Consider the following 25,254-nt stretch of genomic DNA (forward strand, 5'->3'; position numbering starts at 1 on the left):
AAACGGTAATCAATGAAAGGTCTCGATTGATGACACGCTTGCAATTTAAAGGTATCGTTGTTGGCGGAATACTGTTTTTAGCTGGTTCAATATTGTGGGGAGGGCCGTTGGTGGGCCTGCAGGTTCCATCTTACCTTTATTTGCCATTACTGGTGATTATCATTGTCGCCTCTTTGTATCTCGTCATTTCGGATAGACTTGAGAAGTGATTTCAATACAGGAAAGGTGGAATCGTGGGCTGACTTCTTTTCACTTCAGGCTGAGATTGTGACAAGTGAGAAATGATCTGTTATTGTTTCAGCTTATGTCCCAGATTCCGAAAGATAACAGGGAGTTAATTTGTGATCTCTCAGCAAGACATCGAAGCCAATTTTTTTGATATTGAGACTATTACAAGCGATATTTTGAAGTCCCAGGATATCGTTCCTGCTTTTAAATTTCTTTATTACTTCATGCCAGATCCTCTTTCTCAGAGGGATTTGCTTTTAGTGACTGACGGGTATCACAATGATCAATTTGCACAGTCCCTATTGCTGGCAGTTGAGCAGTTAGATGGAGGCCAGAGTGTCTTGTCGAAACATCAGATTGACATCCCAAACGAATACAACTTTACTCATTTGTTATTGGTTCCCCCTGATTTTCACAGCTACTTTAAGGGAAGGTTAGATGAGGAACGCAAGGAGCTCTATCTAGTTCTTCCGATCCATAATTGTGAATATTCAGGAAGTGAATTAAAAGAATTGTTTGTTGAGATGAGGCATCATACGAACCCCGCATTGGATTGGCGAAGAGTCATAACACCGAAGGCCCTGCTCAGGTTTGAAAATCCGAGGACACAAGGAGGTGCTGGCAGCTCGAGTGGAGTCCCCGTAAGCTTTACGATGATTGATCAGGAAATACGAAACCTTAACGGCGTCGAATCAGGTTTTATGGAAGTGTTTGGTTTTCGTGATGATTATGTTGAGATACAGTCACCAAACCAGGATGTATACACGTTGCGAAGTCAGTACGACGAGGAAGCGCGAACGATGAGTCAAAAAGAAGTGATTATCGCCGTTTGGGAGTTTCTTGTGCAAGAATAAAAGGTGACAGGAAAAAAAAAGGGGTCAGCGACTGTCTTGGATTATGTCAAGAAGCAAGAAGATTTTGATCCCACGTCTGATTGTTTTTCATCATGGAATTCAGGATGGTGATAAACTTTCTCATGCAGGCTGTGATGGCCAGCTTCTTCGGTTTACCTCTTTCCAATAAGGACAAGTAAAATGCTTTGATGCGACTGTTCCAGCGCGTGGCTACTAAGGTCGCCATATAAAGGATCCGCCGTATCTGGCTTCTGCCGGCATATGTTCTGCGCTGCCCTTTGAATTTGCCACTGTCCCGAACGAGAGGAGCCAGGCCGACGAGCTTGGCGATCTGCTGCCGATTCAGTTGCCCGAGTTCAGGCAGCCCGGCAATCAGGTTAGCGGTTGTTGCCGGGCCGACACCTTTCGCAGAGAGCAGAATTTCGGACTTCTGTTTCATGGTCTGGTCGGCTTCAATGACCTTCAGCATTTCATTGTCCAGTTTTTTAAGCTGTTTCTGATAGAGTTGGATCGCCCGTTGAATGAAGGCCCGAATTTGCCGATCCTCAATTTGCTGCTGACGATTGGATTCCTGGGTAATCATACTTTGAACCTGTTCTCGACGAGTTGCCAGCAACTTGAGTTTCTCCCTGTTTCGATCGATTTTTCCCATCGTCCTCGGTTGCATCATCTGTCCAAAAGAGGCGATGATCCTGGCGTCGATGGCATCGTTTTTCTCAAGCTTCCCACAGGCTCTGGCAAAGTCACGAATCAGCTTCGGATTCACCACGGCACATGCAATTCCCTGGCTCTGTAAATATTTGACCAGTTTCTTTTCGTAGCCACCCGTGGCTTCCATGACGACGGTTGCGTTGAGCTTGATGATCTGCCGGGCAAGCAGCTTGAGGGAATCCTGCTGATAAGCGATCTTCTGCTGCTGGCCATTAATCGTATGGAAGAGATCGAGTGAATCTTTAGAAACATCAATGCCAACCACAGAAATTGAAGAGGAGTCTTTCATCGTGTGTCCCATCCTAGTAAAATACGAGCTCACCTGAGTGGCTCTAGCGACTGTTCGGGTTGAAAACGATGCGGCTCTGCGATCCAACTGACCCACGGTGTCTATCAGCACCCAGGACTCGACGATCTACAAAGTCGCAGCTCATCCCTGATGGCCATCAGGGATGAGCTCTTATCAATATAACCAGCCACATCAATTCTGTAAGCCTGGTCCAATGCCGCTCGTACCCGAGATACTAGGAGTCAATAAAACGACTCCTGACCCCTTTAATCTACCCGGTGACCAGTTGAACTTGGTGGCTGTCAACAAACTCGACCAGCAAGCCTGGGGCACCCCCGCCATCGCCGACGGCAGCATCTTCATCCGCACCGTCGACAACCTGTATTGTATTGATGCAGGGCGGTGAGTGGGGTTGATTAGTGAAGTGATTTGATCCACTGCTGGATCGAATGGGGGGACTGAGCCGTTACAGTTCGCCCCCGAACCGTCAAACCGGGTGGCAGAACTCGGTAGCCCGAAAACTGTTCCCGCCAGGCTTTGATCCGGTGGTGTTCTCTTTTTAAAATTTATCGGCCCAAGTTCGCAAGCCCTGCATGATCATGTCGATCGAGACTGTTCCGACGTAAAGCGCTGTGATGCGGCCCATGATTTCGATGTACCGATCAATTAACGCGCTCCGCTTTTGATTCACCATATCGTGTATGAATTTCAGAACCAGAATGGTGGCCAGACAGACGAAAACCGAAATCACAACAATCGTGCATGCCACCAGAGGTTCGTGCCGTTTCCCAATCAGTACACAGGCGCTAATGGTCCCCGGGCCAATCAACACCGGCATCGCGATCGAAGCAGAAATATTGGAAGATTCTCCTCGTAATGCTTCAATGACCACGGGACCTTTAAAGACAAACTGAATCCCGATCAGCAGAAAGACAATACCTCCGAAGATCTGGAATGAGGCAAATTCGACTTGCATCACACCGGTAAAAATCTTGTCTCCCAGAACCACAAAGCTACAGAAAATCGCGCTGGTAATCAGACCCGCCCGCATCAGTACATGACGAAATTGTTTCTGTTCCAGCTTTTGAACCACGTCAACAAGATAAATGATCACCAGAAAGGGATTGAGAAGTGTTAATAAAAGAGCCGTGGAATTGAAAACATCATTCATTGAATTTAGAATCGAATGTTCTGGAGGTTAAGCGTCTATACACTGGTCGCTTACTGCAGCGCGACTCGGTCGGAAAGTGCATCGCTCGTGGTTGGGAATTTCCATTCTAGCTTGTGTTGCCGTTGATTGAAAGAAGGCAGCCGCTCGTCAGATACAAAAAGTCTTTTGTACGTCCTGCGTGCGAAGTCGCCGGCCATGGTGCTTACCGAACTCTGGTCGTGTCTGCTGGCGTACAATCTGATTCGATTGAAGATGCTGCAGAGTGGCATGGCGACAGGCCGTGATCCCCGTTCACTCTCGTTTACTACCACGCAACAGATGCTGGCTGCGAGTTGATTGCTGGGAGCCGTTACGAAGACGACTGAGGAATTAACCACACTCGGTCAGCAGATCCCCTGCAGCGAACGTGTGGGACATCGTACCGGCCGAACAGAACCCAGAGCCAATAAACGGCGAACCAAAGCGCTGGCTTTGCTGAAGCAACCGAGATACCATTACCATCAACAAAGAAGGGCGATGGTATGAACGAAAACTGTTACACCACAACAGGCAGTGCCATTCGATCCTGGGACCGATTGAGCTGCTAATCTGATGACACAGGATATGAAATGAACGAGTTTAAACTTTCCAAAAACCGAGATGCTTGGTTTGTTATTAGGGGTTATAAATATCAAATAGATCTAACAATAAAACGCTGGTTGTCTCTTAAGGATGACCAAAAGCTGGTTCTTGAATTTGGAGAAGACATTGACATAGTAAATGACTCGATATCCAAAGGTGCGAAACAATTTGATCGAGTTCTTGAGCAAGTTAAACACTTAGAGAAATCAATTACTCTTAGGTCGTCTCCCTGTAAAATTGCTCTCGCTAATGCAATCCAACATTTTAAAAATAATCCTCAACTAAATCTCGCTTTTCGATTTTGCACAAATTCATTGGTAACAACAGAACGTCCTTCTCCATTTGTCGATCGAAAGCCTGCAATTGAAGTATGGGAAGAGCTTCGCTTAAAAACAATATCTGAACCGGAACGTACTGAAAGATTAACGAAGCTACAATCTTTTTTGTCCAAGTTAGATGATAAACCTCAAGGAGTTGATCATCTAACTTGGGATTCATTTAAAGACTATGTTAAGAATGTTAGTCTTAGTGAACTTGAAGAACTAATTCGGTGCTTTGAATGGTCTACTCAAGAGAGTAATGCTGAAGATATATCCAAAGAAATATTTCAGTTGATTAAAACGAAGAAAATAGATGTATCAAAGCTTGACGATGTCTATCCTAGATTATTCCTTCAAGTAATAGAAATTTTATCAAAGCGTGAAGAAAAAATACTAGATCTCCAGCTGCTTGATGCAATACTTAGTCTCCCAACTCTTAATGATAATGAGATTGAACTACTGAGTTTTCTAAAATCAGAAGTACTCTCGCATTCGATTCGAATTGAACAGCTCGAAAAAGATAGCAAACAGCATGAAATAATCATCGCCGGGATCCAACAAAAACTCCTCGAAGAAAAATATGGCCCCCAAATATCTTTAGCTCTTTCCACTGCAATAGGGGATATTTCAACAGAGCTTCCAGTGCAAGTAAGTACAATTTCTAATCGCGAAACAACAGTTTCAGGATTAAGGAAGATACTTGATACGAAGAATTGGATCGCAATTTATGGAAGTATCGGTTGTGGAAAAACTCAAATCGCTTCTTTATTAGGAGAACAACTAGGTGCTGTTATTTATGTCTCACTTAGAGATTTAAACTCAGACGAAGCCAATTTCCTAATACATCATTTATTCTCTCAGCTTTGCGACGATATGCGAACTGGCACGATTACGGAATCTGGTTTAAATGCATTAGAAAAAGAGACGGTCTTTTTTCTTGATGATGTTCCTCGACTCATTTCTGGTGATTCTCTTAGTCGATGTTTAATTGAAATTGCCGAAAAGATGGCAGAGAAGGGACACAAACTAGTAACCTTGAGTCACTACGCCATTCCTAAATCAATTCCTGATGTTCTCAAGAAGTCAACATTTTTTGAGACTCCATCACCTAGTTTGAATAGTATCGAAACTAAAGAGCTCTTTGAGAAACATGGTGCGCCTGATGGAATAATAACTCCAGAAATTGCAGAATCTTTTGTGCAATCAACTTCAGGTAACCCGACTATTCTTGCCGCCACCGCTCGCAGTATCAGTTCTACTGGGTGGGATCAACTCGAAGCATTTCGAGCTCAAAGCTTTAATTTCGCCCTAAGGGGGGGAATTAGTCGAAGAGACAATGGCTCGGCTTCTTAGTACTGTGGAAAGCAATAATTCTAGAGAGTTACTCTATCGACTTTGCGTAGTTATAGGCTTGTTTGGAAGAATAGAAATTGATTCTGTTGCATCAGTATCCCCTAAGGTGAATAGACCAAACGAAGCATATTCTCATTTACAGGGGCTTTGGATCGAGAAACAAACAGAAAACACCGCATTCATCTGTCCTCTGATTGCACAATTCGGACAAGATGAACTTGAAGAAGATGTAAAAAGAACTGTTGCAAATAAACTAGCCGAATTAGTTTTCAAATCATCAGGTCTCTCTCCAATCGATTTTGCAAAAGGAATTAGCTATTTCAAACTCGCTAGGAACGGTCCAAGCCTCGGAATGCATCTTTTATCCGGTTTAAGGAAATCTTTCGAATTTCCAGAGGACTGGAAAAAACTAATTTACCAAACGTCCATATCTGAAGGTTTACTAGATGATTGTCCTACAATTCTGGCACTTATAATCAAGGCTGTTCAGGTACATTTAGCACAATCATTGAACAGATCTATTAGAGAGTTGCTTTCAGAAGCTGGTGAATTAATTGAGAATTCTAGAAAAGAGGATTTTTGGGGAGTCTTTATTTTTGCGATACAGACAGCATCTATCGTTGCAAAGGTCGATTTAAGCGTGGGTCTTGATCTATGTGGATTTGTGTTATCGAACTTCGAAAAAGTAAAAGAGATCGAAGATTATGCAGAAGCACTTCCAGACTCAAGTCCATTATTCGATGATGAATATTTGAGTTCTTTCCCTTGGTTTTTTGTACCAGAAATTAAAAACACTGATGATTTTAACAACTGGTTCAAACTAATTTCTGATCTACCAAAAGAACCCGCTTCTAAGATTATTTCTTGTGATTTGGCAAAAGGAGGGCTTCAATTATTATTAGATCGTCTATGGATAATTCAACACCAAGTCTCAGCGAAAGAGCAAAACTTTGATGATGCTATTCGAAGCTATGACACAGTAATCTCATATGCGAAAAAAAATCATTTTCGGTGGGTTCAGGCATTAGCTGTACGTTCAAAAATTATAGTTTACGCTGAATATCTAAAAGACATTAAGACTGCTACTCAATTAGCTAGCGACTTCTTGGAATCTGAGAAAAATGATGATGAAATTCTTTTTTTGATAAATCACATTCTAGGGAGGCAGTACCTTTTCAATGATAAGATCATTGAGGCATCTGAGCGACTCTCAATAGCATGCGAATTAGATGCAGATGAATTTAAAGATTTGAAGTGCCATGCATTTATCGAATTAAGTAGAGCAATTGGCGATTCTGATTCTAGCAAGGCTTTAGAGAAAGCTGAGTCAGCTGTTCGAATTGCGAGCCAGAATCCGAAAGTCATTCATAGTAAATTGATGATACGTGCGTTGGGAGAAGCATCAATTGCCGCATGGTATAATCACAATAAGAGTTTAGCTTTTGATTATCTTGACGAAGCATTTTTAGTGTTGTTTCAGCATTTTGAGGAGACAACTGAGTGGAAAATGAATAGTGTCTTACTAGCACAAGTTCTCGGCTATATGTCTTCTGTTTCAAGTACAGGCTTTCCACCAGAAGAGTCATATATAAAACCTGAACGAGGTTTTTTATCCATATATAATGAAGAATTAGCCAACTGGTATGATGAAACCATGGATGTAAGAACTGTAGCACTTATTTCTTATCTTTTGGTAGTATATTCTTCATCACTTGGGAAGCATAATAGAGCAATATTCTGGGCAAATAGAGGCATTGATGATGCTAGGAAAAAAAGTATTTTACCTTCAATATTTCTACTTGGAGAAACCTTAATAGCATCGTTGATCAAGAAGTTTCAGACTGAGAAAGTTCTGGATTATGCATCGGAAGCTGCAATTGCATTAACAGCAAGTATGGTTGCCTCGAATAAGGGCATACATTCTGTTCTTCAAAATCAAAACCCGCTAACGCTGATGGGGGAAAAACCGAATCAAAATTGGAACCAGGCAGAATCACTCGCTCTTTTTTTAGGGGTGCTTCCCACTATGCTATACATCTCTATTTTGGAGGACGACAACAAAAGAAAACTCGAAAGTTTAGTTTCCTATTGCACTGAACAGGCAGAAGATTCATCTGATCCGAATGTTTTTAATTCTATTTCAGCCGCTATAAAATGTTCTTTCGAAGAAAAACCGAGTTTTAAACTTAGAGATAGTGCTATGAAAGAATATAAAGCAGGGAATAGAGCAGGGGCGACAGCAAATTTCATACTGGCATCTTTTTCAAAAGAAACGCACCTAAATGCCGCAGTAAGCTATCATGCCCTAATAATGCATGAATATTCTTCCAAAATCTCAACCAATTCAACTCTTTGGCTATTTCTTACTGATAATCTACTCTTGTATTGGTCTCGTATTCTTGAAGCAAGAAAATTTAGTTTTTCAAATCATCCTTATATAGAGGGATGTTTAAGCAAGATTAATCTATTGGCACCTGGAAAAAGGGCCCAAAATCTAATTCGGATTCTGATGGATGGACTAAAAGTTAATCTACCGAGTGAATTAGAGTTAGTTTCTAATTGGTTGTATGATGCAAAAGAAGAAATCTAATCCCCCCCACAAAAATCCTCACATCCACCAAAAACGGGTGGAGAGATCCAGCCTATCTGATACGATAGAAGGACTGATTCTCGCCTCACTTGTTCCCACCACAGGAGTTTTCCCTATGTCCGCTGCGAACGATTAAATGGCAGACGTTTCTTCTCGATACTCTCTACTTTTCTTACTCTTTCGACTTCAGCGGGAAGTCGATTGTGTTCGCGCCCGGTTTGACTTGTGCGGTCAGGGTGGTCTGGGCGTTGTATTTGGGGGGGAGGATTTCGGGGCGGGCTTCGCGGTCGTTGCCGCCGCCGGATTCGTCGGAGAAGGCTTCGACGGCGGTGGTGATGAGGACCCTGTGCGGGCCGATCAGGGCGCCGTTATCGCTGGCGGTGTAGACCAGGGTGTAGTTCCCTTCGCTGTCGGTTTTTCCCAGGGAAGGGCGTCCCTTTTCCGGCTGGAAGGTGACTTCCGCATCGGACAGGGGTTTGTCGTCCAGAGTCACTACGCCGGTAACGGTGCCCAGAGGAGGGGTGTCGCTGCCTCCGCCGCAGGCTGACAGGAACACGAATGACAGGCTGAGGAGCGTTGCATTAAAAAAAGAAACGGGTTTCATCGATCTGCTTTCTCGAGTCGCTAGAGAACAGGGCGAAACAGAATCGGATCTGTTTCGCCTGAATGGGGAGAGAACCGGTCTCCGCCGCAATTCGGTGTGAAAGGAACCGCGGGGAGAGGCGGGCGTCTGTTAATACTCGCCGATGACGGCGCCGTCCTGAATGGAGGCCAGTCGCTCAAACGTACTGTCGACGATGCCGCCCGAGGCGATGCTGTTGTCGATGTTTTCGCTGATGAACTGCACGCGACCGTCGCCCATTAAGAACTGGGCGCCCCCGGTGTGTAGACTGCTGTAGCCGCCGTTGGCCTGGTCTGATGTGGAGGTGGGGTTGATACCAAAATGAGTGGTCCCCGCGACGCTCAGCAGTCCCTGGTTCGCTGCGGTATTGCCGGTGCAGTTGGCACAGGTGGGACCCTGTCCCAGGTTGTCGCGGACGGTAAACAGCATGCCGGCAATCATTTTATTGCCGGGGATCTGATAGGCCCGTTCTCCCATGAGAATCGTATTGCTCAGTCCATCGGTAATATCGCGAATGCGGCAGTTGCTGTTCCCCCAGAAAGCGCCGGTGCCTCCGGTGGTACCATCCAGATAGTTGCTGGCTTTGTTGGCGCGATGGTAGGCGTTGTTATTGGAAGCGACATAGTTGGTAAGGGCGACACCCACGTTGGAGGTTCTGCTGCCTGAAGAATCGAAGTAGTCAATCGTGTAACCGGCGTCGGTGTGCTTCTGCGGGCCGGTATCGGACGGGCAGCGGAAGACGGCGTAGGTCTGCTGCATGGCGGAGATGTTCCGACCGAAGGCGTAGCTGGCGGGGGTGTTGCCGACATCAAATTTGTTGTAGACCGTACCCAGTTCAACATACGGGGCGAGGAACGCGGACCAGGTCCAGTGTCCTTCGTCGTCGCCGACGTTGGGGTCGATTACATAGACGGGGGGGAGCATGCCGAACGTGGAATTGTAATTGTGAACGGCCAGGCCGAGTTGCTTGAGGTTGTTTTTGCAACTGCTGCGGCGGGCTGCTTCCCGCGCCTGCTGGACCGCCGGGAGGAGCAGGGCAATCAGAATCGCAATGATGGCGATGACGACGAGCAGTTCAATCAGGGTAAATCCCCGAGGACGAAGTGAGCGCGATCTGGCTGTCATGATTTTCACACTTTCTAATAAATGAAATAAAACAGGTTAAAATGGTATGGAAGAAATTAATTAAGAGCGGTCACTGTGTGACCACACATGCCACGCCGTGAGACGGCTCCATTCGAACGGTTCTCTGCAGCAGTATCGTGACTGCTGTGCAAACAATTGCGGCCGCAATTGAAACACGATCAGAGAGGATGGTTCTAATGTTCATGTGTAAATGGGTTTAAGCCCTCATTTAGTAAACGTATGCGGATTGAGTCATTTACCGGTCTAATCTGGAAATAAATCAAGATATCTGGATGTCTGCATGACAGGGGGCTCGATTTCCCTTTTGGGTAGTGGGAAAGCTGATGATGGGTGAGTGTTTGACCACTTTTGTGGTCGCTGTTCATTTGGGGGTGGGGCTGGGACTTCTGGTAGGATTCTGGGGTGCTTTTTATGTGAGTTGATCTGACGGTTTCCTGCTTTCGTGGGGTGTTCTGAATTAGAACTTTTTGAGTGGCTTGTTTGCTTTCACTGAGACCTCCTGCTCGCTGCCCTCGGCCCGAATTGTATTCGGGCTTATCCGTTTTTGTGTAGGGAGGCTGGTTAAATCGGCACTGTCGGGCGAGCCGACAGATGGCACCCACGGGTCTGACAATGATTGAAGGAAATTGATTTCATGTTTTATTCTGCGATTGATGGCCTGGTAATGATGCATCTCATGGTGCTTATTCTGGAGAAGGGCACGGGGGCGTCAAGTGGGATGAACAGAATCGGGTGGCGATACAGGTTGATACCGGCACGATGCAGGGCGGTACCAGGGCGTTGACGGGGTGAAAGGCCACGAAGTGCGGCGACCCGCAGGCATACATAACGAACTGGTGCTGATTCAGGCAGTGCAAATCTGGAAAAATCAGGCTGTTTTATAGTGATGATTCTTAACAACGGTCGCGTGTTTCAGTGCACTGTAAACTGGTCACGCGCGCGACACGATTTGACGTTTATCGCCAGCAGCGCAGTGGGGTCAAGACGAAAATGGACAGGTGAAAGGTGAAACTGATGCACAATCAACAGGTGAAGAAGAAGAAGATGTCAGCGATTTCCGGACATGGGACTTTCAACGCCGTCTCACTTCTATGTCTCACCCCACTCAGAAGATCAGATTCAACTCTCGACTGTCGGGAACGATCCTGATGTGATTGTCTATCTGGTCGATCCAGGGTTCGTTAACAGCAATTTTCAGAGCGAGTTGCATCTGATAATATGAATTCAGTTCCCCTTTGAGAATCAGGGTGGAACCGTTTGATTCGCAACGTATCGTTTTTAACTGGGGGTATCCTATCTGATGAATGGAACTTTCGATTCGTCGATTGATAAATTCATTCGGCAGCGTAGCCTCTTGCAGATTCTGCATGGGATAGTCCTGGATCAAATTGAGGGAATAAAGAGCGCCTTAAATCAGAATGGTGAGACCTCGCAGTTTTGCATTTGCTGTACCAAAGGTGAGGGATTCGCTGCGAAAAATTGACAGGTGCTTCAGACAGAAATGAACGGGAATTATCCTGCACATGTACAATGCTCTGTGGTGCGAAGCTGGGAGGGCTGAATCAATGGAAGGCCGAATTGCGTCTCGTTGTATATTAATCGACCAGGGGGAGGTCGCTGATCGATCATGCTGGTCTTGCAGCAGCCAGAAAAGGAGGCTATTTGAATGTCGGGTCGCTACGACAGGCTGACCGAGCTGATGATTGTTTCCCAGAGGGAGTTCAGGAACGTCATTCAAAATGGATCTGTATTTCATATAAAAAGATGTGCTTACAGGATTGTGAATATGGTTTTGAACAGTTTGAAAGTCGGCTGGATCTCCAGTGTTAACCCTGAAAAGCAATTTGCGATTGCCGGTTGTGATGTGATATCATGAAGTGTCTTACCGAAATGATGTTCATAACCTGTTCAAAACCCTGTAACAGACTCGCCTCATGATATCACGCTATAATTTACCCATCCTGATTGTTTTGCTGGTCGACATTGTTTCACCCGTCCAGGCGGGCCCGATCGACTTTGCTCACGAGGTGGTGCCGATTCTGCAAAAGCATTGCGTTGCCTGTCACGGCGGCCGCGAGGCGAAGGGATCGTTTTCCCTCAACACGCGCGCATTGTGGCTGGAATCCGGCTTTGTTGATCCGAAGGATGTCAAAGCTTCTTATCTACTTGAGCTGGTTACTTCCAGCGATCCTGAAATGCAGATGCCCCCGAAAGGCAAGCCACGACTTTCCGCGGAAGAAGTGGCGACGCTCAAACAGTGGGTCTCCGAAGATCTGCCCTGGGAAGCTGGTTTTTCTTTTGGGAAAGTCGCTTACGAACCACCTTTGAAACCGCGTCGTCCCGTTCTTCCGCCGACTGTAGATTGCCGCAATCATCCGATTGACCGGCTGATCGATCAATATCTGTCAAAGCATAAACTACCACGACCTGGTCCTGTTGATGATGCGACCTTTCTGCGACGAGTGCACCTCGATCTGGTCGGGCTGTTACCAACTCCAGAAGAATTAACAACATTTCTGGCTGATCCCTGCTCTGAGAAACGGGCGCTGAAAATCAGGGAGTTACTCGCAGATGATACGGCTTATGCCGATCACTGGCTGTCATTCTTTAATGATCTGTTGAGAAACGATTACAGCGGGACCGGCTTTATTACCGGCGGGCGAAAACAGGTTTCCGGCTGGTTGTATGAATCGCTGTTATACAACAAGCCATACGATCAACTGACCCGCGAATTGATTGCGCCCCCTTCAGATGCCAGCCGCGGATTTATCGACGGGATTAAATGGCGGGGTAATGTATCTGCGGGCCAGACGGTTGAGATTCAATTCGCACAGAGTCTGGGGCAGGCGTTTCTGGGAATCAATTTGAAATGTGCTTCATGCCATGACAGTTTTATCGACCGCTGGACACTCGACGAGTCGTATGGACTGGCGGCGATCTACTCGGAACGTGAACTGGAGATTCACCGCTGCGACAAACCGATCGGTAAGACAGCGCAGGCGAGCTGGTTGTTTCCGGAGCTTGGAACGATCGACCCCAGTGCCTCGCGGGAAGCCCGGCTGCAGCAACTGGCAGCGTTGATGACGCATCCTGAAAATGGACGTTTTACGCGAACGATTGTGAATCGACTCTGGCATCGCCTGATGGGACGGGGGATCGTACATCCGCTGGATGCGATGCAGACCAGACCCTGGAATGAAGATCTGCTCGATTACCTTGCGGTCTCGTTAAGTGATCACAAGTACGATTTGAAGCAGATGCTGGAACTGATTGCTACCTCAGAAGCGTATCAGTCTCAAGTGGAAGTGGTAGAAGGGGCAGAGAGTTCAGACTATCTGTATCGCGGGCCGCGGTCGCGTCGGCTGACGGCAGAGCAGTTTCTGGACAGCGTCTGGCAGATGACCGGTGCGGCTCCAGACAAGATTGATGCTCCGATCTTTCGAACAAAAGTCGAGCAGGGAGGGGCACCGGAACTCGAACTGAATGCGCAGTGGATCTGGGGTGATTCCGCGAAAGAAACCCCTCCCGCCGACGAAACAATTGTGGTCAGGAAAATCATCGAACTTCCGTCCGCGGTCAAACGGGGGGGAGCGGTCCTGACCTGCGATAATTCCCATATTCTGTTTATCAACCGGCGGGAAGTTGACGTGGGAAAGAACTGGTCCCAGGTTCGAACCCTGCCGCTGCATACTTTATTAAAACCAGGTAAGAATGATCTTACCGCGATTGTGCATAACGGTGGGAAAACCCCGAATGCGGCGGGATTCTTTTTTGAAGCCCGACTGGAACTGGAGAATGGTGAGCAGATTTCACTGGCCTCTGATGAAACGTGGGAATGGAACCCCAATGCTCCTGCCTCACGTGAAGGAAGACTGGGAAGCATTAAAGGAAAATGGAATCCGGTGACCATCGTCAAACCGAATGGAAGCTGGACAAAGGCGGTTGATGCGCAGGCTAAAAGTCTGCTTGCTGTGGCTGCAGAGGGAAAGCAGCCGATGGTGCGGGCATCGCTGTTGAAAAATACGGCGTTGATGAAATCGCTGGGACGTCCCATGCGTGAGCAGATTGTCTCAATGCGTCCCGACCAGTTGACGACTCTGGAGGCGATTGATCTTTCCAACGAAGCCACACTGGCGGAAGTATTTGCCGAGGGAGCAAAACGGCTGATTGCACAAGCAGACGGTGATCCGAAGCTTCTGACAGAGTATTTGTTTCTGTATGCATTATCGCGAGCACCGACATCGGAAGAATCGGAACTTGTTGGTCAGATGCTGGGAGAGAGCCCACAGGCTGCGGAAGTGGAAGACCTGTTATGGTCGGTCTGCATGTTGCCTGAATTTTTCCTGATCCGCTGATCTGTGGTATAATAAAAGAGTGAAATCACCAGAGCACAAATTTCATACACAGTGAGAACGACTGATGACATTTGAATTCGATCCTGAAGCTCCCGAACAGATAGTCCGACGTGACTTTCTCAAGCAGTTAAGTGCCGCCGGAGCAGCGGCTATGATGGCGGGAGCACCGCGACTGCTGCATGCCAGTGATCCCGGTCATGCAAAACATCCAGAGGCAACCGCTGACAGTTGCATTCTGCTCTGGATGGGCGGAGGGATGGCGGCACCGGACACCTTTGATCCAAAACGCTATCTGCCGTTTAAGAAGGGACTCAAAGTTGCTGACATGCTGAGTACCTTTCCCGCGATTCCCACAGCCGTCGATGGTCTGCAGATTTGCGAAGGGCTGGAAAGGATTGCCTCGGTGATGGATCGTGCTACATTGATCCGTTCTGCTGTGCAACCCGATCTGGGCAGCATTCTGCACTCCCGGCATCAGTATCACTGGCATACCGGTTATGTGCCCCCTCAGACCGTGGCGACTCCGCATCTGGGGGCGTGGATGGCGCGGGTGGCTGGTCCCCGCAACCCTGTGATGCCGGCCTTCATCAATATCGGTCAGCGGCTGGAAGGAGTCGGAGAAAGTGAAGAACTCAAGGCATTCACCACGGCCGGTTTTTTCGGCAGCGAATACGGGCCGTTGAATCTGCCCTATCCTGAAGAAGCTGCCCGCTCGGTGCGACCGCCGCAGGGGATGACGGGAGAGCGATTCGTCAACCGTAATAAACTGTATCGCCGTTTGATCGATCAAAGCCCGCAACGCGCGCTGATGAGCGATTACCAGCAGGAATCAATGCTGCGATCCATGGACAAAGCCTATCGGCTGCTGAGTTCCAAAGAACGGAATGCCTTCGACATTACATTAGAGCCGGAGGAGAAACGCCAGAAATATGATACCGGCCGGTTTGGACGCGGCTGTCTGCTGGCGCGACGCCTGGTGGAATCGGGAGCCCGGTTTGTTGAAGTCACGACGGAGTACGTTCCCTTTCTGCATTGGGATACGCATGCCGATGGGCATACCACGGTGGACCGGATGCATAAAGAAATTGATGCACCGGTGACTCAGCTGATTCTCGATCTTGAAGAACGTGGATTGCTCGATCGGACTCTGGTCATCATCGCATCGGAATTCAGCCGGGATGCGTTAATGGAGGGGCAACCGGGCTCCAATGCCAACGATCAGGCTCGGGAGAAAGTAGACTCGGTTTCCGAGATGAAGCATTATGGCCTGCATCGTCATTTTACCGGTGGCACGAGTGTGGTGATGTTCGGCGGGGGAATGAAACGCGGTTTCGTCTATGGGAAAACGGCAGATGAGCGACCGTTGATGGCGATCGAAAACCCTGTCTCTATAGAAAATCTGCATGCCACCATAATGACAGCGATGGGGATCAGCCCGAAAACCGGATTCGATATTGAAGGCCGCCCCTTTTATGTAACAAAAGATGCCAAGGGAGAAGCGGTACAGGAACTCTTTGCCTGACTGGATTCATTTCAGCCAGTGACAGGAGCCGGTTGAAAGACGTTTTCGTCATTGGAAAGCAGGAATCGAGCTGAACTATACGAGGTCCGTATCAGAGTTGACGTAGCGGTTGATCGTCTGGAGTAAAAGGGTTTTGTCGATCGGTTTACTTAAATAGTCATTGCAGCCGCATTCAATGCAGCGGCTCATATCTCCCTGCATGGCATCGGCGGTCAATGCAATTATCGGAGCCGTAAAACCCAGCTTGCGGAGTTGTCGGGCGGTTTCATATCCATCCAGTTTAGGCATTTGCATATCGAGCAGAATCAGATCGAATGGTTGATTCTCCTGCATGGATTCTGTCACGACGATAATGGCCTGCTCGCCGTCCACGGCTTCGGCAACGCTAGCACCGGCGAGTGTCAGAAACCGTTTGCTGAGAAATCGAATCTCGCGGCGGTCATCCACCACCAGGACACGACAGTTGAGTACAATCTCTTCTTCTTTTTTCGGTTCCTGGCTGGGTTCTGTACTGGCCCGAGGTTGAATCATCTTCACCTCTGAGATGTCTCCCGTGGCAATGGTCACGGTGAATTTGCTGCCTTTGTCTTTCTCGCTCTCGACGCAGATTTCTCCACCCAGCATATTTGCCAGACGCTGGCTGATTGCCAGTCCCAGGCCGGTTCCGCCGAACTCACGATTGACCGTGTGATCTCCCTGTGAAAAAGGACGAAACAGTCGTTTCTGCTGGCGAGTCGTGATACCAATGCCCGTATCAACGATGATAAACTGCAACTGCTGATCGTTGCAGGAGACGAAGATTTTGACGCTGCCCTTCATCGTGAACTTGATGGCATTTCCGACCAGATTAATCAGAATCTGTTTGAGCCGCTTGGGATCAGACTCGATCTCTGCCGGGATTTTACCGTAATAAAATATATCCAGTTCCAGACGGTTCTCAGCCGCCCGGACGTCCATGATGGAACACACATCTTCCAGAAGTTGATGCGGCGAAAATCGTTCACGGATGATATCCAGTTTACCGGCCTCAATCTTGGAAAGGTCCAGGATATCGTTAATGATATCCAGCAGGAATTCCCCATTGCGACGCACCGTACTCAGATAAGCTGTCGCGATTTTGTGGTCGATCAATTCATCGATGAGATCGATATAACCCATGATAGCGGTCATCGGCGTACGGATTTCATGGCTCATATTCGCCAGGAACGCACTCTTGGATTCATTGGCTGCCTCTGCCATCTGGCGGGCTTCTTTCAGTGACTGCTCGAACTGTCGCTGGCTGGTGATGTCGAGTAGTGTGCCGATCAACTGAGTCGCCTTGCGTCGTGACCCCTTGCCTGTGAAAACGGGTCTGGCATGCAGGCGTACCCAGCGGGTCTCTCCATCAGGACGAATGATGCGGTGGTCCAGGCTTTGATTCTTACCTTCCGGGAGTGCTGCAGATTCCTGCAGATGCTTCCGATAGGCGCTACGGTCTTTGGGGTGAATCCAGTCGGGGACTTCGCCAAACTTCAGATTATTTTCTGCATTATCAGGAAGTCCGAGCATGCGCTTCATTTCAGGTGAAAACGCTGTTGTTTCCTCCAACAGGTCGATGTGCAGCATACCAAAGCCTGCAGACTCAGCTGCATTTCGTAATCGTTCCTCACTGAGTTTGATTTCCAGTTCCGACTTTTTACGCTCTGTAATATCCAGATTCACACCCACCATGACGGTAGAATTATCCGTTGAATCAGTCGTCAGGTAAGCGGTTGAAAGCACCCATGCATAGGTATTCTCAGATTTTCTGGTACGGAATTCCGCCTGAAACGGCTTGCCGTTGGACAGGCAACTGCGAAGAGAATGTTCTACAGCCTCACGATCGTTACGATGGACCAGGTTCAGGAAATGTTGTAGTCCGCCGACAGCCTGGCGCGGTTCCATACTTGATAATTCATGACTGTCATGCGACCAGTAGATTTTATCTTTGTCGATGTCCCATTGCCATAATGACAAATTTGCTGCCTGCATCGCCAGACGTAATCGGGCTTCACTGGCGCGGACCCGCTGTTCCTGTTCCCGGGTACTGGTGATGTCTGTATTGGTCCCAAACCACCTTAGTATCTTACCCGAGGCATCGCGTATGGGTACGGCGCGGGAAAGGAACCAGCGGAATTCTCCCTCTTTGGAACGAATGGGAAAGGTATCCTCCCAGGTCTCACCTGTATCCCAGGAATGCTGGATCCGTTTTACAACGCGATCGACGTGTTCCGGGTGATGCACCTTCTTCCAGCCCCAGCCCTGCATCTCTTCGAGTGTTGTGCCCGTGTATTCGAACCAGCGTTGATTATACCAGAAAATAAAACCTTTCTCGTCTGCCATCCAGGCAAACTGGGACATGTTGTCGGCCAGATCCCGAAAACGAGCTTCGCTTTCGCGTAATGCTGCTTCCGCACGTGCACGCTCCAGGCGGACAAAGATGCGTGGTGTGAGTTCCTGTAACAGATCAATCACGACGGCCTGCCACTGACAGGGCTGCTGATTACAAATGGTAAGCACAAATTTCAGACGCTTTTCACTGACAAATGGAATTAAGAGGAGCGATCCTATGTCAAGTGCGGCAAAGTTTTTTGTTCTCTTTGAAATTCTGTGATGATTCTGAGTATCACCGATCAGAATCGGCTGACCTGCCAGTAAAGGCTCCTGTTCCTGCTCTTCCAGAAAATTGGTAATGGTATGCCTGCCTGAGATGTCGGATAAACCTGATTCATGAGCTTCATAGACGACATCAGCGATCTCTGCTTCGGTATCTAATTCAATCAGCAGGCAGCGTGAAACTCCCAGGAAATCTGTAATTCTGGCACAGGTCTGCTGCATGATTTCTTCGATCAGCAGGGGAGCTCCGAGCAGTAGTTGCAGCTCATCAATGAAAGCCAGATTGAGTTCGCGCTGTTTTCTTTCAGAGATATCACGCACCGTTCCGACAAACAGGATTTCGCCGCGCATATATGCTTCACTGACTGCCAGTTCCATTGCAAACGTACTGCCGTCTTTACGCAGCCCGAGTACTTCTCGCTTACTGCCAATGATTTTTGCCTGTCCGGTCTTCAGATAAGCATTGAGGTAGGAATCATGTTCGCTGTGCCAGGGGTCCGGCATTAACATATTGACATTTTGCCCCTGTAGTTCTTCCAGTTCATATCCAAAAAGATCCAGGGCAGCCGGATTAATCGAATCCATGTTCCCAGCGGCATTAATGGTAATCATGCCGTCCACGGCAGAATTGAACATGGACTCCAGGCGGGCAGCTGTCTCTTTATGCAGATTTTCGACAGCCACACGCTCGCTGATATCGACACCAGATGGGATCAGATATTCGACCTCTCCATTTTTGTTAAATACGGGGGCCATCATGAAGTCAATCATCAGTCTTCGTTCTGCCCCTCCCAGGCCGGCTGCGAAGAGCGGGACATCATAGCGTACCACTTCACCGGCGAATGCCTTTTGCATCGATTCGCGCATTTTCTGAGAGACAGCTTCGTCGTATGTCCACCAGGCACATTCCGCGAAATGTTTACCGATGACATCTTCGCGCGTTAAACCGGCAATCTTCATGGAATCATCGTCGACTTCCAGAAGCCTGCCATCACGGCCAATGACACCAACCAGTCCGAGCTGGTTATTGATTACCCGTCGCAGATGGGCTTCGCGATCGGCCAGTTCCGCTTCTGCGCGGGCCCGTTCAATACGGATGCAGAGCCGGTTTGTAATCTCCTGCAGCAATTTTAATTCATCAGGCCGCCATTGATATGCTTCACGCTTCACCGCAGAAATAACAAATTTGATCCCCTGCGGCGTAATGTAGGCTGAGTTACAATATGCTCTGACGTTAATCGACTGAAAGTTTTCTGCGATCCGGGAATCCTGCTCAGGATACAGCGTATCCGAGATGAAGAATTGCTCGCCTGCCAGCAGCTTCTGTCTCTCGCTTTCAGTATGAAAATCGCGAACCCGATGCTTACCCACAATTGAGTGCAGTGAATCGTCATGATGTTCGAACAGGATATCTGCATAGTCCGCATTGGCATCAAATTCCACGATCAGGCAGCGGAATAAGTCAAGATATTTCGCTGTCTCTCTTGTGGCTACCTCCATCAGATCGTCAACATTATACAGGGGAATCAGTTGAGTCTGCAGGTCGGACAGGAAAGCCAGATTCAATTCTTCCCGCTTGCTGATGGTGATGTCCTGGGCAACCAGGGTTGCATAGACGGGCACAGCCGGCTCGACACTACGGTCGAAATAGATTTGCTTGCGTGCACTGATCCAGCGGATTTCCCCCGAAGGCAGGATCAGGCGATGTTCAAGATCGCAGCGGCCATCCCCACATTCCTGAATGCATGCCTGGATCTGGTCTGCTGCATCCTGTCGATCCTCCGGATGATAGAGGTCGAGCATTTCATCCCGTGTAATCAGAATTTCCTGGTATCCCAGACCGTAGATGGCAGCAGCTTCCGGAGTCAATGTAATGCAGTTATTGGCATAGTCGACACGAGCCAGGCCCAGATTCGCGATTTCCACACCCAGTTGCAACTGGCGGCTGGATTCCAGTATCACCCGTTGTGCTTCTTTTTGTTCGGTGATATCGGTATTCATTCCGATCCAGCGTAAAATGGATCCATCCGGTAATTTTTGAGGTACCCCTCGGGCATGCATCCACCGCCATTCGCCCTGCTGATGCCAGAGTCGATATTCGACAGAGAACGTCTCGATATTTGAAACCGCGGTTTGCCATGCCTGGATTGTTGCCTGCTGGTCATCCGGGTGAATCGCGTTCAACCAGCCGGTACCCTTCCATTCCTCGTATGTTTGACCGGTGAATTCACGCCAACTGGGGGAGTCTTCGACGACGATACCTGCCGCATCGGTCATCCAGACAATCTGAGATGAGGCATCGATGAGTAACTGAAACAGTTCCTGACTGTTGTGCAGTTCAGAGACATCAATGAATGTAACGACAATCCCTTCGTTCTGCCCTGAATAAGACTGGTAGGGTAGAACCCGCCGGATATAGACTTTCCCTGAATCTGCAACCACCGTGTGTTCTATGGGGTGAGATTGCTGCAACTTGCGCGGATCGGGCAGGGGCGGCATTTCTTCGACCAGAGGAACAAATCGTTCGAGTGGACGTCCAATATCAGTGTGAATGAGGCTGTAAATTTCTGTGATGGCAGGAGTAAAGCTGCGAATCAGTAACTCATCATCAAGAAAAACAGTAGCGATCTGCGTACTGCGCAGCAGGTTTTCCAGGTCACTGTTGGTCCGCGCCACGGAATTACTGACAGCCGTAATTTCCTCTTTAGAGGTTTCCAGTTCTTCGTTGGCAGATTGCAGCTCTTCATTCATCGATAACAGTTCTTCGTTAGTCGACTTCAATTCTTCATGAGCCACATCCATATCCTGCAGAGTTTTTTCAAGCTCGTCACGAGAGCACTGCAACTCGTATTCCAACTGTGCGATAATGGCGTCCGCATGGGGGACCGTTTCTCTGGGGGACTCTTCATTGACCTCTTTTTTGACAGGCAAGCCTACATCATGGAACACGACCATAAACAGGCCCTCATCTTCACCCAGACGAGGCATCGGCTGGACCGTGATCATCACTTCCTGGATCTGGTCTCCTTTACGAATTGTCAGGTGTTGCTGCTGCACCTTTCGTCGCGTCTTGATGGCTTCATTAAGAGCGGAACGCAGGCCCACCCGTAAACCTTTTGCCGCCATTTTTACAATATTATTCTGAAAATCACCCTCTCCCAATGTCAGGAACTTCTCCATGTCAGCATCGGCGTTCAAGATTTGACCGGATTCATCAATCACACATGATTTGGGGGCAAATTCGTCCAGAAGAATTCGTTGTCTGAAATTTTGCAGATCCACTTTTTCATCGGGTTCCCGTTCCTGGCTGGATTTTAAATGCAACTTCCCTGGCATGAGCGGGAGAGTTGCTGCGGATTTCACTGCGGTCCCTTTCCGTTGAGAAATACGAAATTTGCTGTCCAGCGTGCGAAACAACTCAGCGTGCGTGGTGATGTTCTCACTGGGACCCAGCAACAGATAACCAGAGGGAAGCAGCGCATAATGGAACAGGGGAATGAGTTTTTTCTGCAGATGCGGTCCCAGGTAAATCAGGAGATTGCGGCATGAAATCAGGTCCAGTCGTGAAAAGGGGGGATCACTGATCAGATTGTGTACCGAAAACAGAACCAGTTCACGGATTTCCCTGGTCACCTCATACCGTTTTCCCCGTCTGATAAAAAAACGCTTCAGTCGTTCGGGGGAGACATGGTTCTCAATGCCGACCGGATAGATGCCTGCACGCCCCACCTGTAGCGCGCGTTCGTCGATGTCTGTGGCAAAAATCTGCAGTTGCGGTGGTGATTTTAAATCATCCATCGCTTCACGGCAGAGAATGGCGATCGTGTAAGCCTCTGAGCCGTTGGCACAACCTGCTACCCAGATACGCACACAATCGTCGGCAGAACGGTTTTCAAACAGGCGGGGGAGTACCTCACTGGCCAGACTGTCAAATGCCTGCGGATCGCGAAAAAATTCGGTCACTCCAATCAACAGTTCCCGAAATAATGCCTGCGTTTCCTCTTCATTCTCCTGCAGATATCCTAGATATTCTTTAACGTTGCTTTTTTTTAAGACCTGCATTCGACGCTGTATTCGTCGCGAAAGCGTACTCGTTTTGTAATGCTGGAAATTGTGTCCGGTTTTTTTCTGCAGGATCGCAGTGATTTGAGGAATCGCATCGATAATCTGATCCTGAAAACGAGTCAGGGATGCCGAGGTATTTAACTTATGCAGATGTTCTGCATATTGGATCAACTCTCGTGCGATGTCACCCGGGGGGAGTACGTGGTCTGCCACACCTGTCGTGGCGGCACTCCGCGGCATGCTGTCGTATTTTGCTGATTTTGAATCTTGTGCAAACGTCAATCCACCGCTGTCACTGATCGCTTTCAGGCCAAGTGTGCCATCGCTGCCTGCGCCGGAGAGAATCACTCCCACAGCTCGCTCACCTTGATCTTCAGCAAGCGAATGAAAAAAATGATCGATCGCATGTGATGGATGTGGATCTGTTTCAGTATCTGCCAGAGTGACAACGCCGTTCCTGATTTCCAGCAGTCCTTGAGGTGGGCAGACATAGATCTTTCCGCTGATCAATTTCGTGCGATCACCCAACTCGGTCAATTCCAGTGACGTGTATTTCGTCAGGAGTTCCAGCAGAACGGCTTTGCTGGCAGGATCCAGATGCTGAATGTAGACCAATGCCAGTCCTGTCGCATCCTGGAGTGACTCAAGTAATATTCCAAAAGCTTCCAGCCCACCGGCAGAGGAGCCTACGCCAACAATAATCGGTTGATTGTTGCTTTGTTGACGATTCTGTTTCATTAAAAGCCTTTGGGTCAGTAATTTTCAGCCACATGTGCGGCAGGGAAGCAGCATGAATTGATGAATCGTTTCGGACCCGCCCTGCGTTCCTCTGAGTTAGAGGTAGGTTTCACTGACTGATTCAGCGAATTATGATCCGAGCACTGATGCTGCGCCGTCTGGTCTGCATCTCGGCAATTCTGTAAATATAGTCAGATTATTTCAACCCGCGTGACGTGGTCACTCGGTTCCGACAAATAATCATAACAAAAGCCGTTCACAAAAACAGCGAAAATGACCACTGTCAAAAATTAACGTAGCGACTTCAGATATGTTTTGATTGAGATTCAGAATGTGAGGATTACTACGATGCAATTGAATCCGCTTTCAATTCCGGATCCAATATCAATGACCGGTCTGGCAGAACAGAAAAACAAGAGGAGTTGATGTCAGACAGCCCGGGAATAATAAGAAACAGGCTGTAACATCTGCAAGAAAAACTGTCGGGAAACAGGTCCAGTCAGACATATTGTCGGACTGAGCTGTGAAATGCGATTTGTATGCAAGGTGGAGCTGTTACTCTTTCCCGGCGCGGGATTTTTCTGCCTGCTCTCTTTTTTTGATGTCTTTGGGGTGTTTGGAGAACGATTCGAATACATCGCCGATGACACGGTCCGCGAGCAGACTCAACTCAGTAAGAATAATCGGTTCTGCTTCCGGTAGCAGTTTCGAGGTGTTCGGTTCGTAGCCGCCGACACTATAGGAATCGGTGGTCGCGATGTAGCCGACATGTCCGTTGGCATAGCCTACAATAATGGGAGTGGCGCGGTCTGCGATGTCGTTCTCCAGTTTCAAACCGTATTCAACCATCGGTTCGCCCGGCATGGTCAGCAGCAGGTAGGGGCCGATCTTCATGGCCTGCAGTTCCGCTTCAATGCGCCCTTCCTTGCCGGGTAACGAGATGACTGAGTTCGCGACACGGATCGGATAGTATTCGGCTCGCGTGGCAAGCTGTTCCCGGGTCATGCTCTGAGCGAGGGTGCGCACGACTGCGCTGCCCAGATCCCGTCCGGCCCACTGAATATCGGCTTCATCTGCACAGCGGTACGGATAACCGGGCAGATTCGGGCGAATATCACCCGCGCAGCCCTGCAGAAACAATGAACTGGTCTGATCTCCGTAGCACATCTCTACAAACGACTGGGCTTCACCGGGAAAGTCGGCACTCATCTTCGGGAAACCGTTGGGGTACGGCATCGAGCCTTTATCGCCCCAGGTGAAAAAACAGGGATGACAGACGGCATGCATGAGGACTGCGACAGGTGTCAGTGATTTTCCGTCGTCGAAACGCAGAACTTTCACGCGGGGATCATTGGGTCCGTCTTCGTTAAGTCGTACCACCGCCCGGCCATTGATAACCTTGCGACGATTGATGCTGAACCCGATCTTGTCTTCACCGTAGCCGACCGTCACGGGAGTCATTTTCGATGCCGCCTGTTTTGCGGCTGCGCCGAGTTTTGTGATCAATTCTTTTCCCCAGGCGGAATTGGCATCAAAGCCGGGCCCGGAGTGATTGTGTGAGGCAGCAACCATGATATTAGCCGCCGGGATGCCCGTTTCTTTTTCAATCTGAGCTCGGGCCAGCTTTACAATCTCTGTATACGCGCCGATCAGGTCCAGGGTGACGATGGCTGCTTTGGTCTGACCGTCATCCAATACGAGCACTCCTGCCCGCAGGGGATCACGCACGCCGGTGACTTTGCGGCGGTGCCCGACGACTTCTAACTCATTCACTTCTGCAGGGGTGATGTCAACTTTGGCTACGCCCGCTCGCAGGTTTGATTTCGCAGCAGACTGGCCTTCTGCGTCAGGAGTGAGATAAGCCAGACAGGTGGACAGGAGCAGGGTAACACAAAGATTTCGATATATCAGGTGCATGATTCAAGATTCATTTCATGATAAAGGCAGGGTTTGAATTAATCGTCAACTGGGGCAGGGGATGGTAATCGTTTTCGGCGCAGAAGGTCTGAAGTCGGACAACTGAGAGTGAACTTCG

Annotated in this window: 16 protein-coding genes; 9 read left to right on the plus strand and 7 right to left on the minus strand. The window is 48.5% G+C overall.

Translation table 11 applies throughout. The annotated features are described in order from the left end of the window. Positions 1–29: 29 nt before the first annotated feature. Complete coding sequence (locus GmarT_RS08890; RefSeq protein ID WP_044236710.1) at positions 30–209, plus strand: hypothetical protein; 180 nt, start codon at positions 30–32, stop codon at positions 207–209. 132 nt (positions 210–341) lie between these two features. Continuing rightward, on the plus strand, positions 342–1,082 hold the full coding sequence (locus GmarT_RS08895) for a hypothetical protein (protein ID WP_002644743.1): 741 nt from the start codon (positions 342–344) through the stop codon (positions 1,080–1,082). A 46-nt stretch (positions 1,083–1,128) separates the two neighbouring features. Here GmarT_RS08895 and GmarT_RS08900 read toward each other — a convergent pair whose 3' ends face one another. Beyond that, positions 1,129–2,082, minus strand: a complete 954-nt coding sequence (locus GmarT_RS08900; RefSeq protein ID WP_002643830.1) for an IS110 family RNA-guided transposase — start codon at positions 2,080–2,082, stop codon at positions 1,129–1,131. 163 nt (positions 2,083–2,245) lie between these two features. Between GmarT_RS08900 and GmarT_RS08905 the strand changes: the two genes are divergently transcribed. Further along, positions 2,246–2,488: a PQQ-binding-like beta-propeller repeat protein gene (locus GmarT_RS08905; protein WP_044236708.1), complete on the plus strand. Its 243-nt coding sequence runs from the start codon at positions 2,246–2,248 to the stop codon at positions 2,486–2,488. 153 nt (positions 2,489–2,641) lie between these two features. Here GmarT_RS08905 and GmarT_RS08910 read toward each other — a convergent pair whose 3' ends face one another. Continuing rightward, on the minus strand, positions 2,642–3,253 hold the full coding sequence (locus GmarT_RS08910) for a MarC family protein (RefSeq protein ID WP_002644741.1): 612 nt from the start codon (positions 3,251–3,253) through the stop codon (positions 2,642–2,644). A 165-nt stretch (positions 3,254–3,418) separates the two neighbouring features. Here GmarT_RS08910 and GmarT_RS29440 point away from each other — a divergent pair, with 165 nt between their 5' ends. The 3 genes from GmarT_RS29440 (at position 3,419) to GmarT_RS08920 (ending at position 8,137) form a co-directional block, all read left to right on the plus strand. Beyond that, positions 3,419–3,589 carry a hypothetical protein gene (locus tag GmarT_RS29440; protein WP_155367897.1) on the plus strand — a complete coding sequence of 57 codons (171 nt, stop codon included), beginning with the start codon at positions 3,419–3,421 and terminating at the stop codon, positions 3,587–3,589. 272 nt (positions 3,590–3,861) lie between these two features. Beyond that, the gene (locus GmarT_RS08915) at positions 3,862–5,547 is read left to right on the plus strand and encodes a hypothetical protein (protein WP_002644739.1); all 1,686 of its coding nucleotides are present in this window, start codon (positions 3,862–3,864) and stop codon (positions 5,545–5,547) included. Next, a complete protein-coding gene (locus GmarT_RS08920; protein WP_002644738.1) occupies positions 5,531–8,137 on the plus strand; it encodes a hypothetical protein in 2,607 nt (868 codons plus the stop codon). Before GmarT_RS08915 ends, GmarT_RS08920 begins: the two co-directional genes overlap by 17 nt. A 172-nt stretch (positions 8,138–8,309) precedes the next feature. Here GmarT_RS08920 and GmarT_RS08925 read toward each other — a convergent pair whose 3' ends face one another. From GmarT_RS08925 to GmarT_RS08935, 3 genes are all read right to left on the minus strand, one after another. Next, entirely contained in the window at positions 8,310–8,741 is a 432-nt protein-coding gene (locus GmarT_RS08925) for a hypothetical protein (RefSeq protein ID WP_002644737.1), read from the minus strand. 129 nt (positions 8,742–8,870) lie between these two features. Further along, a complete protein-coding gene (locus tag GmarT_RS08930; protein ID WP_002644736.1) occupies positions 8,871–9,884 on the minus strand; it encodes a DUF1559 domain-containing protein in 1,014 nt (337 codons plus the stop codon). A 1,126-nt stretch (positions 9,885–11,010) separates the two neighbouring features. Next, positions 11,011–11,274, minus strand: a complete 264-nt coding sequence (locus GmarT_RS08935) for a BON domain-containing protein (protein WP_002644734.1) — start codon at positions 11,272–11,274, stop codon at positions 11,011–11,013. A gap of 297 nt (positions 11,275–11,571) precedes the next feature. Between GmarT_RS08935 and GmarT_RS08940 the strand changes: the two genes are divergently transcribed. From GmarT_RS08940 to GmarT_RS08950, 3 genes are all read left to right on the plus strand, one after another. Next, complete coding sequence (locus tag GmarT_RS08940) at positions 11,572–11,781, plus strand: hypothetical protein (RefSeq protein ID WP_002644733.1); 210 nt, start codon at positions 11,572–11,574, stop codon at positions 11,779–11,781. Between the two features lie 58 nt (positions 11,782–11,839). Then, a complete protein-coding gene (locus tag GmarT_RS08945) occupies positions 11,840–14,260 on the plus strand; it encodes a DUF1549 domain-containing protein (protein ID WP_002644732.1) in 2,421 nt (806 codons plus the stop codon). A 64-nt stretch (positions 14,261–14,324) separates the two neighbouring features. Beyond that, positions 14,325–15,782 (plus strand): DUF1501 domain-containing protein, encoded by a 1,458-nt coding sequence (locus GmarT_RS08950; RefSeq protein WP_002644731.1) that lies wholly within the window; start codon positions 14,325–14,327, stop codon positions 15,780–15,782. 75 nt (positions 15,783–15,857) lie between these two features. Here GmarT_RS08950 and GmarT_RS08955 read toward each other — a convergent pair whose 3' ends face one another. Continuing rightward, positions 15,858–23,219: a PAS domain S-box protein gene (locus GmarT_RS08955; protein WP_002644730.1), complete on the minus strand. Its 7,362-nt coding sequence runs from the start codon at positions 23,217–23,219 to the stop codon at positions 15,858–15,860. Between the two features lie 555 nt (positions 23,220–23,774). After that, a complete protein-coding gene (locus tag GmarT_RS08960; protein ID WP_002644729.1) occupies positions 23,775–25,136 on the minus strand; it encodes a hypothetical protein in 1,362 nt (453 codons plus the stop codon). Between the last annotated feature and the right edge of the window lie 118 nt (positions 25,137–25,254).

Origin of the sequence: Gimesia maris, from assembly GCF_008298035.1 — a bacterium.
Classification (GTDB): Bacteria; Planctomycetota; Planctomycetia; order Planctomycetales; family Planctomycetaceae; genus Gimesia; species Gimesia maris.

Excerpts from the sequence above, each read along its gene's own strand:
- GmarT_RS08925 (WP_002644737.1), bottom strand. The coding sequence starts at position 8,741 with ATGAAACCCGTTTCTTTTTTTAATGCAACGCTCCTCAGCCTGTCATTC.
- GmarT_RS08935 (WP_002644734.1), bottom strand. The coding sequence starts at position 11,274 with ATGCAGAATCTGCAAGAGGCTACGCTGCCGAATGAATTTATCAATCGA.
- GmarT_RS08905 (WP_044236708.1), top strand. The coding sequence starts at position 2,246 with ATGAGCTCTTATCAATATAACCAGCCACATCAATTCTGTAAGCCTGGT.
- GmarT_RS08930 (WP_002644736.1), bottom strand. The coding sequence starts at position 9,884 with ATGACAGCCAGATCGCGCTCACTTCGTCCTCGGGGATTTACCCTGATT.
- GmarT_RS08900 (WP_002643830.1), bottom strand. The coding sequence starts at position 2,082 with ATGAAAGACTCCTCTTCAATTTCTGTGGTTGGCATTGATGTTTCTAAA.
- GmarT_RS08910 (WP_002644741.1), bottom strand. The coding sequence starts at position 3,253 with ATGAATGATGTTTTCAATTCCACGGCTCTTTTATTAACACTTCTCAAT.
- GmarT_RS08890 (WP_044236710.1), top strand. The coding sequence starts at position 30 with ATGACACGCTTGCAATTTAAAGGTATCGTTGTTGGCGGAATACTGTTT.
- GmarT_RS08945 (WP_002644732.1), top strand. The coding sequence starts at position 11,840 with ATGATATCACGCTATAATTTACCCATCCTGATTGTTTTGCTGGTCGAC.
- GmarT_RS08940 (WP_002644733.1), top strand. The coding sequence starts at position 11,572 with ATGTCGGGTCGCTACGACAGGCTGACCGAGCTGATGATTGTTTCCCAG.
- GmarT_RS08950 (WP_002644731.1), top strand. The coding sequence starts at position 14,325 with ATGACATTTGAATTCGATCCTGAAGCTCCCGAACAGATAGTCCGACGT.
- GmarT_RS08920 (WP_002644738.1), top strand. The coding sequence starts at position 5,531 with ATGGCTCGGCTTCTTAGTACTGTGGAAAGCAATAATTCTAGAGAGTTA.
- GmarT_RS08960 (WP_002644729.1), bottom strand. The coding sequence starts at position 25,136 with ATGCACCTGATATATCGAAATCTTTGTGTTACCCTGCTCCTGTCCACC.
- GmarT_RS08915 (WP_002644739.1), top strand. The coding sequence starts at position 3,862 with ATGAACGAGTTTAAACTTTCCAAAAACCGAGATGCTTGGTTTGTTATT.
- GmarT_RS08955 (WP_002644730.1), bottom strand. The coding sequence starts at position 23,219 with ATGAAACAGAATCGTCAACAAAGCAACAATCAACCGATTATTGTTGGC.